12 protein-coding genes are annotated in these 13,675 nt (G+C 67.0%); 6 read left to right on the top strand and 6 right to left on the bottom strand.

The annotated features are described in order from the left end of the window. Positions 1–82: 82 nt before the first annotated feature. Together KQ910_RS15510 and KQ910_RS15515 are read left to right on the top strand one after the other, a co-directional pair. Positions 83–838 carry a DUF169 domain-containing protein gene (locus KQ910_RS15510; protein ID WP_216963908.1) on the top strand — a complete coding sequence of 252 codons (756 nt, stop codon included), beginning with the start codon at positions 83–85 and terminating at the stop codon, positions 836–838. Between the two features lies 1 nt (position 839). Beyond that, positions 840–1,322, top strand: a complete 483-nt coding sequence (locus KQ910_RS15515; RefSeq protein WP_216962017.1) for a 2'-5' RNA ligase family protein — start codon at positions 840–842, stop codon at positions 1,320–1,322. A gap of 116 nt (positions 1,323–1,438) precedes the next feature. Here the strand turns inward: KQ910_RS15515 and sppA are convergent, their stop codons facing one another. The 4 genes from sppA to fabI all read right to left on the bottom strand — a co-directional run bounded on the left by sppA (position 1,439) and on the right by fabI (position 5,704). Then, entirely contained in the window at positions 1,439–3,196 is a 1,758-nt protein-coding gene (gene sppA, locus KQ910_RS15520; RefSeq protein ID WP_216962020.1) for a signal peptide peptidase SppA, read from the bottom strand. 37 nt (positions 3,197–3,233) lie between these two features. Then, the gene (locus KQ910_RS15525; RefSeq protein ID WP_216962023.1) at positions 3,234–3,716 is read right to left on the bottom strand and encodes a hypothetical protein; all 483 of its coding nucleotides are present in this window, start codon (positions 3,714–3,716) and stop codon (positions 3,234–3,236) included. Positions 3,717–3,780: 64 nt separating this feature from the next. Continuing rightward, complete coding sequence (gene aroC, locus KQ910_RS15530) at positions 3,781–4,851, bottom strand: chorismate synthase (RefSeq protein WP_216962026.1); 1,071 nt, start codon at positions 4,849–4,851, stop codon at positions 3,781–3,783. A 16-nt stretch (positions 4,852–4,867) separates the two neighbouring features. Continuing rightward, positions 4,868–5,704 (bottom strand): enoyl-ACP reductase FabI, encoded by an 837-nt coding sequence (fabI, locus tag KQ910_RS15535; protein WP_216962029.1) that lies wholly within the window; start codon positions 5,702–5,704, stop codon positions 4,868–4,870. A gap of 78 nt (positions 5,705–5,782) precedes the next feature. Between fabI and pdxH the strand changes: the two genes are divergently transcribed. Genes pdxH through KQ910_RS15550 form a run of 3 tightly spaced genes read left to right on the top strand, consistent with a single transcriptional unit; the run spans position 5,783 to position 8,760 of the window. Further along, the gene (gene pdxH / locus KQ910_RS15540) at positions 5,783–6,376 is read left to right on the top strand and encodes a pyridoxamine 5'-phosphate oxidase (RefSeq protein WP_229600416.1); all 594 of its coding nucleotides are present in this window, start codon (positions 5,783–5,785) and stop codon (positions 6,374–6,376) included. 7 nt (positions 6,377–6,383) lie between these two features. After that, complete coding sequence (locus tag KQ910_RS15545; protein ID WP_216962034.1) at positions 6,384–7,259, top strand: cation diffusion facilitator family transporter; 876 nt, start codon at positions 6,384–6,386, stop codon at positions 7,257–7,259. Positions 7,260–7,269: 10 nt separating this feature from the next. Next, on the top strand, positions 7,270–8,760 hold the full coding sequence (locus KQ910_RS15550) for a bifunctional aminoglycoside phosphotransferase/ATP-binding protein (RefSeq protein ID WP_216962044.1): 1,491 nt from the start codon (positions 7,270–7,272) through the stop codon (positions 8,758–8,760). Between the two features lie 4 nt (positions 8,761–8,764). Here KQ910_RS15550 and uvrA read toward each other — a convergent pair whose 3' ends face one another. Then, complete coding sequence (uvrA, locus tag KQ910_RS15555) at positions 8,765–11,653, bottom strand: excinuclease ABC subunit UvrA (RefSeq protein WP_216962047.1); 2,889 nt, start codon at positions 11,651–11,653, stop codon at positions 8,765–8,767. Between the two features lie 74 nt (positions 11,654–11,727). Then, on the bottom strand, positions 11,728–12,972 hold the full coding sequence (locus KQ910_RS15560; protein ID WP_216962051.1) for an MFS transporter: 1,245 nt from the start codon (positions 12,970–12,972) through the stop codon (positions 11,728–11,730). A gap of 179 nt (positions 12,973–13,151) precedes the next feature. Here KQ910_RS15560 and ssb point away from each other — a divergent pair, with 179 nt between their 5' ends. Continuing rightward, the gene (ssb, locus tag KQ910_RS15565; RefSeq protein WP_216962054.1) at positions 13,152–13,664 is read left to right on the top strand and encodes a single-stranded DNA-binding protein; all 513 of its coding nucleotides are present in this window, start codon (positions 13,152–13,154) and stop codon (positions 13,662–13,664) included. Positions 13,665–13,675: the final 11 nt, after the last annotated feature.

Raw genomic sequence — 13,675 nt, forward strand, 5'->3', positions numbered from 1 at the left:
GGAAACAACAATGAACGTCCAGACGCTGCCGCCGGGCTACAAGACCGCCCCATGGACGCCACCGGAAACCATCACTGGCGCCATGCTGGCCGAAGCCAGCAACAAGCTGATCGAACTGCTGCGCATCCGCACCCAGCCGATCGGCATGCGCCTTTTCGAGGACCCCGCCGAGATGGACAGGATCAAGGGCGTGCGCAAGCCGACCGAGGGCTTCAAGTTCACCATGTGCCAGATGGTGACGCAGTCGCGCTGGTACGGATTCACGCTGGGCATCACCGTCGACAATACGCGCGGCGGCAATTGCGGCGGTGTCGTCGGCCTCAACCATCCGGGAGAGGGCTTCCTGTCGGGCGACCACATGAACGGCGTCTGGTTCGGCAACAAGGAAGCGTCCGCGGCTCATCAAGCCCAGATGCCGCGCGTGCCGGATGGCAAGTACAACGGCCTCGTCGTGTCGCCGCTGCGCTCGGCGCGCCTCGATCCGCCGGACATCTGCCTGTTCTACGGCACGCCCGGCCAGATGATCTATTTCATCAACGGCCTGCAGTATCATCGCTACCGCCGCTATGATTTCACGGTGACCGGCGAGAGCGCCTGCGCCGATTCGTGGGGCCGGGCGCTGGCCACGCGCCAGACCTCGCTCTCGCTGCCGTGCTTCGCCGAGCGTCGCTACGGCGGTGTGGCCGACGACGAGCTTCTGATGGCCTGCCCGCCCGACGAGCTGCTGCGCGCGGTCGAGGGCATGGGCCATCTCGGCAAGAACGGCCTGCGCTACCCGTTCCCGCCCTATGGCGCGGTGATGGATCCGGCGCTGGGCATGGCCAAGAGCTACAGCTGAGATGCTCTACGTCGTGGCCTGGCCGGTGCTGGGCGAGGCCGACGACGCGGCGCTGCATCGCCTCAGGGCGCAATACCATGCCGGCGAAGCCGCGCTGATCGGCCCGCACTTCACGCTCGTGTTCGGCGCTGCAGCCGAACGCGAGGGCGAACTGCGGACGGCGATGCAAAGCATCACGCAGCGTCCATTCTGGTTCCTGATCGAGCGTATCGTGCGGTCCGACCTCTACTTCTATGCCGAGCCGTCGGACGGTGCCGCGGAACTCACTTCCCTCCATGAGGCGTTGAATCCGATGCCTGGTCGCGAACCGTTCGAGCCGCACATCACGCTCGGCCTGTTTCGCAGCGCCGCCGAGGCCGAGCAGGTCGCGCGCATCGTCGGTCGCCAGAACCTGCCGATGACCGGCCGCGTCGAGGAGCTGGCGCTGCTGCGACGGGCCGGCGATGCGCTGGAGACCCTGGCGACCATTCGCCTCCGCGCATAAGGATCCCGCGCCGAACCGTCTTGTGCTGCTGGCGGCGTGCCTGGCGCTACCCTTCTTTGGCGCCAGGGTAGGGTCGAGCAATGGAGGGCGCCACTGGAGCGGCGCGCTCCAATGATCTAGCGCCAGAGCGGCGGCAGTGGCGGGAGGCGGACGTTGCCCGGGCGAGCGGCAACGCCGAATTTGGCGAGCGCCTCGCGGACCTCGCGCGGCATGCCGAGGCTGGGCGCGGTCGAGACGCCGGCCAGCTTGAACAGGTGATCGAGCACGCGCTGCAGGCGGTCGCCATCGTTGGGATAACGGCGGATTTCGACCTTGCGGCCTTCGTCGACGCCGGCCTTCGCCTTGGCGATGTTGAGGGCGAGCTGCAGGCCGCCGAGTTCGTCCACCAGGCCCGCGCGCTTGGCGTCGACGCCGCTGAACACCCGGCCGCGAGCAGCGGCGTCGATGCGGTTGGAGTCGAGATTGCGGAATTCGGCGACCTGCGCGGTGAAGGCCGCATAGATGACGTCGAGTTCGCGGTTGACGGCGGCGCGCTGGGCCGGGGACGGCGGCTGGAAGGTCGAGTGCATGCCGGCATTGCGGCCAACCGAGACGCGCTCGACATTGATGCCGAGCGAGGTCAGCAGCTCCTGCGCCATCGGCCAGATGCTGAACACGCCGATCGACGCGGTGATGGTCGTCGGCTGGGCCACGATGACGTCGCCGCGCACGGCGGCGAGATAGCCGCCCGAGGCCGCCACGTCGCCCATCGAGACAATGACGGGCTTGCCGGCGGCGCGTGCCCGGCCGACCGCGTCGGCGATGGCATCGGCGGCGGGGTAGGTGCCGCCGGGAGAGTCGATGCGCAACACGATGGCGCGCACGTCCTTGGCCTGCGAGGCGTCTTCCAGCGCTTCGACGACGTCCTCGGCATTGGCCGCCGCCTCGTCCTCGAGCGGGCTGCTGCGGCCGCCGCCGGACATGATCGCGCCGCTGGCGCGCACCAAAGCGATGACTTCACCGCGGGTCTGTGGGCGCGCTTCGTCGCCGGCATATTCCGCCAGCGTCACCAGCTCGCGTTTGCCGTTGGCGCGCTGATAGACGTCCTCCAGGGCGTCGGCCCGGTAGCCGATCTTGTCGACCAGGCCGTCGCGCCGGGCCTCCTCGGATTCGAGCGGTGCATTATCGATCAGACGGCGAAGCTGGCCGGCCTCCATCTTCCGATCGCGCGCCACGTCGGCCACGAACTGGCCGAACAGGCTGTCGATCAGCTGCTGCAGATTCTCGCGGGCGGGGCGGGCATAGCCGGTTTCCGTGAACGAATCGGGGGCGCTCTTGTATTCGTAGCGCTTGCCGCCCTCGACCTTGACGCCGAGCTTGTCGAGCCCGCCCTTGAGGAACGGGGTTTCGACGGCGATGCCGGTGACGCCGAAGCCGCCGCTCGGCTGTAGCCAGATCTGCTCGAGCGCGGCGGCCAGATAGTAATCGGCGACATGGTTGCCGCCGCTGCCCAGGGATTCTGCGAAACCCACGGCGAACTTGCCCTTGCCGCGGAAGTGGGCGATCGCCTGGCGCAGCTCCTGGACGCGCGCGAGCCCGCCCGCCTCGTCGCCGATCTCGACGTACAGACCTACAACGCGCGGATCGTCGGCGGCCTGCCAGAGAAGCTGCACGGTCTCGATGATGTCGCGCGAGCTGCCGAACAGGCCGCCGCTCAGCAGGCCGGTCGAGGTCGTCTCCGGCGGCAGCGAGCGCAGGTCGAGTGAGAGGACCATCTGCTGCGGCAGTGGCTTCGGCGAAAAGGGACCCGAGGCGAAGAAGGCGGCGCCGGCGACGATCGCCAGCAGGACGAGGGTGCCGATGGTCGCAAGAAAGCCGACGATGAAACGTCGCATGCGAAGTTCCCCCTGAACGAACGGAATGCGCCGGCAATTACTGGATGAGATTCGGCCGGAACGCCTTCACGGCATCAAGCATGGCCACGGCTTTTGTGTCGAGGCCGTTGTCGCGGACCAGCATGGCGGTCGGCATGCCGCGGATCGGACGCAGGCTATCGTCGAGATTGAGCAGGGACAGGCGCAGGTTGGCTGCGAGAAAAGCCTGCGGCTCAATGCCGATCTGGAGTTGGGGACGAAACCCGAGGCGGCGCAGACGGACCCACTGGATGTCGTCCCAGGCAAGGCGGGCATTGCGGCCGAAGCCCAGGGCGATGCCGTCGTGGTCGATTACGATCTGCGGCGTCCGGTCGAGATAGCGGCTGATGCCGACATAGACGTAGTAGGCCATCGCCACGGCCAGCACCGAGAACAGCACGAAGCGCGGGTCGTTGAGCGAGAGCGTGGGGGCATTGGCCGAACCGCCCGAGGCGAAGTGCACGATCGCCGAGCCGATCATCAGCAGCGAGACGACTGCCATGCCTGCATTGTGCAGCGAGCCATAGCGTGCCTCGAGAGGTTGCCGGGTGGCCACCTGCGGCCCGCTACCCACACTGCGCGCGGTGGCGCAGCAGATGGTCGGCCAGCACGCAGGCCATCATGGCCTCGGCCACCGGCGTACCGCGGATGCCGACACAGGGATCGTGGCGGCCCTTGGTGCGCAACTCGATGTCGCGCCCGTTGCGGTCGACGCTGCGGACTGGCGTCAGGATCGAGCTGGTGGGTTTCACCGCGAGGCGGCAGACAATGTCCTGCCCGGTCGAGATGCCGCCCAGGATGCCGCCGGCATGGTTGCTGAGAAAGGCCGGGGCGCCGTCGCGCATGCGCATCTCGTCGGCGTTGTCCTCGCCGCTCATCGCCGCGGTGGCGAAACCGTCGCCGATCTCCACGCCCTTCACGGCATTTATGCTCATCAGCGCCTTGGCGAGATCGGCATCGAGCTTGTCGTAGACCGGATCGCCGAGACCGACGGGGACGCCCGAGGCCACGACCTCGATCACGGCGCCGCACGAGCTGCCGCGCTTGCGCACGTCGTCGAGATAGCCTTCCCAGCCTTGCGCGGCCTGGCGGTCTGGACACCAGAAGGGATTGTCGCCGGTGGCGTCCCAGTCCCAGTTGGCCCGGTCGATCTTCTGGGTGCCGATCTGGATCACGGCGCCGCGGATGGTGACGCCGTCGCCCAGGATCTTGCGGGCGATGGCGCCGGCCGCGACACGCACCGCGGTTTCGCGCGCCGATTGCCGGCCGCCGCCGCGATAGTCACGGACGCCGTACTTCCTGTCGTAGGTGTAGTCGGCGTGGCTCGGCCGGAACTGGTCCTTGATCTCACCGTAGTCGCGGCTGCGCTGGTCGACATTGTCGATGTGCAGCCCGATCGGGGTGCCGGTCGTCACGCCCTCGAAGACGCCCGACAGGATCTTCACCTGGTCGGGTTCCTGGCGCTGGGTGACGAAGCGCGACTGGCCGGGACGGCGCTTGTCCATCCAGACCTGGATCTCGGCCTCGGTCAGCGGGATGCGCGGCGGCGTCCCGTCGACCACGCAGCCGATCGCTAGCCCGTGGCTTTCGCCCCAGCTGGTGAACCGGAAAAGGGTGCCGAAACTGCTGCCGGCCATGGCCGGCTGCTCCGCTCTACTCGCCTTCGAAGTTGCCGAGCAATTCGGCGATCTGCTTCGCGGACGATGTGTTGATCATGCCGACCACATGGTAGCCGGCGTCGACGTGCATGACTTCGCCGGTGACGCCTGTGCCGAGGTCGGACAGGAGGTAGAGGCCGGCATTGCCGACTTCCTCCGTCGTGACGTTGCGCTTCAGGGGCGAGTTCAGCTCGTTCCACTTCAGTATATAGCGGCCATCGTTGATGCCGGCGAAGGCCAGCGTCTTGATCGGGCCGGCGGAGATCGCGTTGACGCGGATCTTCTGCTCGCCCAGGTCGGCCGCCAGGTAGCGCACGCTGGCCTCAAGGGCCGCCTTGGCGACGCCCATGACGTTGTAGTGGGGGATCACACGCTCTGCACCGTAGTAAGTGAGGGTGAGGAGGCTGCCGCCATCCTTCATCAGCGGCACGGCGCGTTGCGACACCGCTGTGAAGGAGTAGACACTCACGTTCATGGTGAGATTGAAATTGTCCGACGAGGTTTCGAGGTAGCGGCCGCGCAGCTCGTCCTTGTTGGAGAAGGCGATGGCGTGGACCACGAAGTCCAGCTTGCCCCATTCCTTTTCCAGCTTGGCGAAGACCGCGTCGATGCTGGCAGGGTTGGTGACGTCGCAAGGTTCGATGATCTTGGCGCCGATCGAGCCGGCCAGGGGGCGCACGCGCTTTTCCAGCGCCTCGCCCTGGAAGGTGAAGGCCACCTCGGCCCCCTGGTCGTGGCAGGCCTTGGCAATGCCCCAAGCGATCGAGCGCTCATTGGCGACGCCCATGACGAGGCCTTTTTTACCGGCCATCAGTTGTGCAGCAGCGATCATGTACCGGTTCTAGCGGGGGATGGCTGTTGGGACAAGATGCCGGTGGTGGAACGCTGCCGACCCCCTCATATTGTGGTCATGATCAGGGAAACGACCGATCCGCTGGAGCTTTTCGGCACATGGTACGCCGAAGCCGCTACTTCCGAGCCGAACGACCCCTCCGCCATGGCCCTCGCCACGGTCGGTCCCGACGGCACGCCGGCCGTCCGCATGGTCCTTTTGAAGGATTACGATGCCGCCGGCTTCGTATTTTACACCAATTATGAAAGCCGGAAGGGCAACCACCTGCTGGCCCATCCCAAGGCCGCCCTGCTGTTTCACTGGAAATCCCTGCGCCGGCAGGTTCGCCTGGAAGGGCCCGTGACCAAGACCACGGCGGCCGAGGCGGACGCTTATTTCGCCAGCCGCGCCCGCGGCAGCCAGGTCGGCGCCTGGGCCTCGGAACAGTCGCGTCCCCTGGAGAGCCGGTTCGCGCTCGAAAAGCGCGTGGCGGAGTTCGGCGCCAAGCACCTTGTGGGCGCCGTGCCGCGGCCGCCGCACTGGTCGGGCTTCCGGCTGCAGCCGACCCTGATCGAGTTCTGGCAGGATGGCGCCTTCCGGCTGCACGACCGGCTGGAGTACCGGCGCGGGTCCACGGCCGAATCGTGGACCACGCGAACCCTCTATCCCTGAGCGCGTGATGGCGATGGAGCCCCAACGGCTGATGCGGCTGGCGACCGTCGCGTCGATGTCGGTGGCGCTCATCCTCATCGTCGCCAAGCTGGCGGCGTGGCGCATCACCGATTCGGTCAGCATGCTCTCGTCGCTGGTCGACACCTCGCTCGACCTCGTGAGCTCGATGGTGACGTTCCTGGCCGTGCGCCACGCGCTGGTACCGGCGGACGACGATCATCGTTTCGGACATGGCAAGGCCGAGGGGCTGGCGGGCCTCGTGCAGGCGGGCTTCATCGCGGCCTCCGGCTGCGCTCTTCTCGTCGCGGTCGTGGAGCGGCTGGGTAATCCCAAGCAGGTCCGGGAAGAGATGGTGGGGCTCGTCATCAGCGGGCTGGCCATCGTCCTCACCGCGGTTCTCGTTTCCTTTCAAAGATATGTCGTGCGGCGGAGCGGTTCGCTGGCGATCGGCGCCGACATGGCGCACTACGCGACCGACCTGGTCGCCACTCTTCTGACCGGCGGCGGACTGTTCCTGTCGGGCCTGCTGGACCTGCCTCTGATCGACAGCGGCGTGGCGGGCGTGGTGGCGCTCTACCTGCTCCACGGGGGATGGAAGGTGGGGCGTGCGTCGCTCGATGTGCTGATGGATCGCGAGTTGCCGGCCGATGAATCGAAGCGGATCGAGGAGATCGCACGCAGCCATGCCGGCGTGATCGACGTGCACGAGTTGCGGACCCGCTCGGGTGGTCTCACCAAGTTCGTCCAGCTCCATATCGAAGTCGCGCGGGACCTGTCGCTGGTCGACGGGCATGAGATTGGCCAGGAGGTCGAGATGGAGATCGCCAGGGCCTTCCCGGCCGCGGAAATCATCGTTCACGTCGATCCAGCCCCTGCCGTGTGACAGAGATCAGATGACCGCTCGCCCGTCATTCATCGTCGAGGACCAGTCCGAGACCGTCGCCTTCCTCGAAGCCGAGCTGAAGCCGGAGCGGAGGATCGACACGCATGGCGCCGTCGTCTTCCTCTGCCGCGAGCGTGCCTACAAGCTGAAGCGCGCCGTGAAGTTTCCCTACATGGATTTCTCGACAGAGAGCCGGCGCGCGGCGATGTGCGCGGCCGAAATCGACGTCAACCGGCGGTCGGCACCGGAAATCTATCTCGGCATCGCCCCGGTCCTGCGCCGCGCGGGCCGGCTGGTCCTCGGCGAGGTCGGCGGACCGGCGGACAATGCCGTCGACTGGCTGGTCGTGATGCGCCGCTTCGACGAGGAGGGGCTGCTCGATCGCATGGCGGCGCGCGGGGCGCTGACGCTGGACCTGATGGCGGCGCTGGGCGCGCGCGTGGCTCAGTTCCATGACGGGCTTCCGGCCATCGCCTCGGGCTTCTGCGCGCCCGATGACTATCGCCACTCGGTTGCGGCCGACGTGCGCCAGATGCGCGAGGCGGGTGAACGGCTGGACCCGGCGACCAGCGAGGCGCTGGCCGACGCGATGCCGCGCTCGCTCGAGCCCTTCGTCGATCTCGTGGCGCGCCGCGTCGCGGCCGGCGCAATCCGCCGCTGTCACGGTGACCTGCACCTGCGGAACATCGTGACGCTGAACGGCCAGCCGGTGCCGTTCGACGCCATCGAATTCTCCGACAAGATCGCCAACATCGACGTGCTCTACGATCTCGCGTTCACGCTGATGGACCTGGCGCGACAGGGGCTGGGCGCATTGGCCAATCGCCTGCTGAACGAATGGCTGTGGCGGGTCCGCGAGACCGAAGGAGCCTCGCACGAGGAGGCGCTGGTGCTGCTGCCCATGTTCCTCGCGCGCCGCGCCGCGATCCGCGCCTATGTCGATTCCGCCGTCACCGCCGTGAGCGGCGCCGACAATGCCCCGGCGCGCGCCTATCAGGAAGCGGCCCTCGAGTTCCTGAAGCCCGTGCCGCCGCGTCTGGTCGCGATCGGCGGCCTGTCGGGCAGCGGCAAGACCACGCTCGCCTTGAAGATGGCGCCGGAGATCGGCCGCACCCCCGGGGCGGTCGTCGTGCGCACCGACGTCGAGCGCAAGCGGCAGGCGGGAATCGCGCTGGAGGAGCGCATGCCGGCCGGCAGTTATTCGCCGGAGGCGTCGGCCCGGATCTACGCCGCTTTCATGGCGCGCGCCGAGCGCGTGCTGAGGGCAGGGCACAGCGTCGTGCTCGACGCGGTCTTCGCGCGCCCCGCTGAACGGGTGGCGGCCGAGGCGCTGGCGCACAAGGTCGGTGTGCCGTTCCAGGGAATCTGGCTCGATGTCCCGAAGGACGTCGCGCAGCGGCGCGTGACGGACCGCAAGGGCGATGCTTCCGACGCCACGTCCGACGTGGTCGAACGTCAGTTCGACTACGATCTCGGTCGCATCGACTGGGAGCGACGCTAACCTCTCAGGCGCGCTTCTTGGTCGAAGCGCTGCGTGGAAGCAGGCGGGCGAGATATTGGCCGGTGTAGCTGTCGGGGACCTTCACGATCGCTTCGGGCGGGCCTTCGGCAACCAGTCGGCCGCCACCCGATCCGCCGTCGGGCCCCATGTCGAGGACCCAGTCGGCCGTCTTGATGACTTCGAGATTGTGCTCGATCACCAGCACCGTGTTGCCGGTCTCGACCAGGCGATGCAGCACTTCGAGCAGCTTGCGCACGTCCTCGAAATGAAGACCGGTGGTCGGCTCGTCGAGAATGTAGAGCGTGCGGCCGGTGGCGCGGCGCGACAGTTCCTTGGCGAGCTTGACCCGCTGCGCTTCGCCGCCCGAGAGCGTCGTCGCCTGCTGGCCGATATGGATGTAGCCGAGACCGACCTGCTGAAGCGTCAGCAGCTTGTCGCGGATGATCGGCACCGCCTTGAAGAACTCGCAGCCCTCGTCGACCGTCATGTCGAGAACGTCGGCGATCGACTTGCCGCGGAACACGATCTCCAGCGTCTCGCGATTGTAGCGCTTGCCCTTGCAGACGTCGCACTCGACGTAGACATCGGGCAGGAAATGCATCTCGATCTTGATGACGCCGTCGCCCTGGCAGGCCTCGCAGCGGCCGCCCTTCACGTTGAAGGAGAAGCGGCCGGGCTTGTAGCCGCGCTCGGTCGATTCGGGCAGTTGCGAGAACCAGTCGCGGATCGGCGAGAAGGCGCCCGTATAAGTCGCGGGATTGGAGCGCGGCGTGCGGCCGATCGGTGACTGGTCGATGTCGACGATCTTGTCGAGATGGTTCACGCCTTCGAGGGAGGCATGCGCGCCGGCATGCTCGCGCGCATTATTGAGCTTCTTCGCGAGCGCCTTGTAGAGCGTCTCGACGATCAGCGTGGACTTGCCGCTGCCCGACACGCCGGTGACGCAGGTGAAGGTGCCGAGCGGGATGCTGGCGGTGACGTCCTGGAGATTGTTCTCCTTGGCGCCCTTCAGGGTGAGCCAGCGGCCGTTCCGGGGTGGCGGCTCGCGGCGCACCTTGGGGATCGGAACCTGGCGGAAGCCGGAAAGATACTGGCCGGTGAGGCTCGCGCTGTTGCGCATGACCTCCTCGGGCGTGCCCTGCGCGATCACGTTGCCACCGTGCGCGCCGGCGCCGGGGCCCATGTCGACGAGATAGTCGGCGGCACGGATCGCGTCCTCGTCATGCTCGACCACCAGCACCGTGTTGCCGAGGTCGCGCAGGCGCGTGAGCGTCTTCAGCAGCCGGTCGTTGTCGCGCTGGTGCAGGCCGATCGACGGCTCGTCGAGCACGTAGAGCACGCCCGTCAGGCCCGAGCCGATCTGGGAGGCAAGGCGGATGCGCTGGCTTTCGCCGCCGGACAGCGTGCCGGAGGTGCGGTTCAATGTCAGGTAGGAGAGGCCGACATTGTCGAGGAAGCCCAGCCGCTCGTTGATCTCCTTGAGGATGCGGGCGGCAATCTCGCGCTGTTTCGACGTGAGCTTGGGGTCGAGCGCCAGGAACCACTGCACCGCCTCGCCGATCGAGAACTCGGTCGTCTGGCTGATGTTGAGGCCGGCGATCTTAACGGCCAGCGCTTCGGGCTTGAGGCGGGCGCCGTTGCAGGTCTCGCACTTGCTCTCATGCTGGAAGCGCTCAAGCTCCTCGCGCACCCAGGAGGAATCGGTCTCCTTCCAGCGGCGGTCGAGATTGGGGATCACGCCCTCGAACGGCTTGGTCGTCTGGTACTGGCGGATGCCGTCGTCGTAGCGCATGGCGACGGACTCGCTGCCGCTGCCGTAGAGGATCGTGTCGCGCACCTTCTTCGGCAGGTCGCGCCACGGCATCGAGGTCTTCACCTTGAAGTGCTTGGCGATGCTGTCGAGCGTCTGCATGTAATACTGGCCCGACGAATCGGCCCACGGCGCGACCGCGCCCTCCGAGAGCGAGAGCCGGTCGTCCGGAATCACCATCTCGGGATCGAAGAACATCTTTACGCCCAGCCCGTCGCAGGAAGGGCAGGCGCCCTGCGGCGCGTTGAACGAGAACAGGCGCGGTTCGATTTCCTCGATGGTGAAGCCCGAGACCGGACAGGCGAAGCGGGCCGAGAAGACCGTGCGTTCGCCGTTATCGGCGTTCTCGGCGATGGCCAGACCTTCGGCGAGCGTGAGTGCGGTCTCGATCGAATCGGCAAGACGGTTGCCGAGATCCGGCTTCACGACGATGCGGTCCACCACCACGTCGATGTCGTGCTTGTATTTCTTGTCGAGAGCCGGTGCGTCGGCGATCTCGTAGAGCTTGCCGTCGACCTTGACCCTCTGGAAGCCCTTGCGCTGCAGCTCCTGCAGCTCCTTGCGATACTCGCCCTTTCGGCCGCGCACGATCGGCGCCATGAGATAGAGGCGCGTGCCGTCCGGCATCGTCTTGATGCGGTCGACCATCTGGGAAACGGTCTGGCTTTCGATCGGCAGCCCGGTGGCGGGCGAGTAGGGCACGCCGACGCGCGCGAACAGCAGGCGCAGATAATCGTAGATCTCGGTGACGGTGCCGACCGTCGAGCGCGGGTTGCGCGAGGTCGTCTTCTGCTCGATCGAGATCGCGGGCGACAGGCCCTCGATCGAATCGACGTCGGGCTTCTGCATCAGCTCGAGGAACTGGCGCGCATAGGCCGAGAGACTCTCGACGTAGCGGCGCTGGCCCTCGGCGTAGATCGTGTCGAAGGCGAGCGAGGATTTTCCCGAGCCCGAGAGACCGGTGATCACGACCAGCCGGTCGCGCGGCAGGTCGACGTCGACATTCTTGAGATTGTGCTCGCGCGCTCCCCGGACGGAGATGAAGCGATGCGGTTCGGCAGTTTGTAAGCGTGACTTGGCCATCTGGACCGGGACAATAAGGGATGCGGGGGATCACCGCATATGGCGATTAACCCCCAGCCCCGCCAGTCCCGGTGTCACGCTGGCGATGCTTGCGCTGCCAGCACCCGTGCCGTCGGCCGGTCGTTCATCAGGAGCTGCGCGGTGCCCGCAATCAGGCCGATCAGGACGCCGATCTTCCAGGCGAGGTCATAGGAGCCCATCAGGTCGTAGAGATAGCCGCCGCCCCAGGCGCCGAGGAAGGAACCGGCCTGGTGGCTGAGGAAGGCGATGCCGGTCAGGGTCGACAGGAAGCGCAGGCCGAAGATCTGCACCACCAGCCCGTTGACCAGGGGAATTACCCCCAGCCACAGCGTGCCCATGGCGGCCCCGAACAGCACGACCGAGAGTGGCGTGGGTGGGAACAGGAAGAACAGCGCCACGGTCAGCGAGCGCAGCAGGTAGATCGCACCCAGCAGCAGGCGCTTGGGGTATTTGTCACCCAGCCAACCGAACAACCACGAACTCAGGATGTTGAATCCGCCGATCAGCATCAGCGCCACGGCGCTGTAGGAGGCGTCCATGCCGCATTGGGCGAGATAGGTCGGGAGGTGGGTGGTGATGAAAACGAGCTGCAGGCCGCAGACGAAGAAGGCCAGCGACAGCACGACGTAGCCGCTGTGGCGCCGCGCTTCGTCGAGGGCGCCCCCCAGGGTGAGATTGCGGTCCGTCGACAGGCTGTTGGGCAGCTTGTCGGCCCGACTGCCGATCCAGGCGGCCGGCAGCATCGCCAGGGCCAGGATCACGAAGGCCCAGACGGCGGCCCGCCAGCCGTCGGTATTCAGGAGATAGGCGGCAATCGGTGCGGTCACCATGGTGCCGACCGAGCCGGCCGCCGAGACCAGGCCGAAGGCCAGTGTGCGGCGGCCGGGCTCGACGACGCGCGCGGCGATGTTTGCCGTGATGCCGGACGTCGTGCAGGCCAGCGACACGCCGATCAGCACGCCGGCGCCCAGGATGATGGGGAAGAGGCTCTGCGCCGTCGCCGTCAGCCAGATGCCGAGGATGAAGAGCACGCTGCCGATTAGGGCGACCCAGCGCGTCCCGTATTTGTCGGCGAAGACGCCGGCAATCGGCTGGCTGACGCCCCAGGCCACCTGCTGGACGGATATCGCGAGGGCGAAGTCGGAGATCGCGATGCCGAGTTCCCGGGAGGCCGGCGCCTGGAACAGGCCGAGATTCTGCCGGATGCCCATTGCCAGGGTCATCATCAGGGCCGCGCCGCCCAGCATGGCGTAGGCCTGGCCGGTCGAGACCTGGGGGACGTGAAAGGGTTTGCTCATGGCGGGGGAAGATACGGGAGAGTTTGCTGTCCCAACCAATGAATTGTCGGAGGGCCGTCATGAGCAGACTTCACTTCACAACCGTTATTCGGTGGCTGCCCACAGGCTGCCGGAGCTAGTTTGCCCGCCGTGAGGTAGGTGCCGCGTCCCGCGGCGCCGGGAAAGCGAAGGAGGCCCCCATGGCGGGCAGCGTCAACAAAGTCATTCTCGTCGGAAATCTCGGCCGCGACCCCGAAGTGAAATCCATGCAGGATGGGCGTTCGCTGGTGAACATGTCGGTGGCGACCTCCGAGACCTGGCGCGACCGCAACAGCGGCGAGCGCAAGGAGCGCACCGAGTGGCACCGCGTCGTGATCTTCAACGACAAGCTGGCCGAGGTCGCCCAGAAGTTCCTGAAGAAGGGCGCCAAGATCTATCTCGAGGGCCAGCTCACCACCCGCAAGTGGACCGACCAGAGCGGCCAGGAACGCTATACGACCGAGGTCGTCATCCCGCGCTTTGGCGGTTCGCTCACCATGCTCGACGGTCGCAGCGGTGGCGGTGAAGGCGGCGGCGGTGGCGGCGGCATGGACGATGACTACGGCGGCGGCATGGGCGGCGGCGGTGGCGGTGCGTCCAGCGGTGGGGGTGGCGGCGGTGGCCGTGCGGCTCCCCGCGGCAAGGCCGAACTCGACGACGACATTCCGTTCTAGGTGGTGCCGAC

Source organism: Reyranella humidisoli (assembly GCF_019039055.1).
In the GTDB taxonomy this organism is placed as follows: Bacteria; Pseudomonadota; Alphaproteobacteria; order Reyranellales; family Reyranellaceae; genus Reyranella; species Reyranella humidisoli.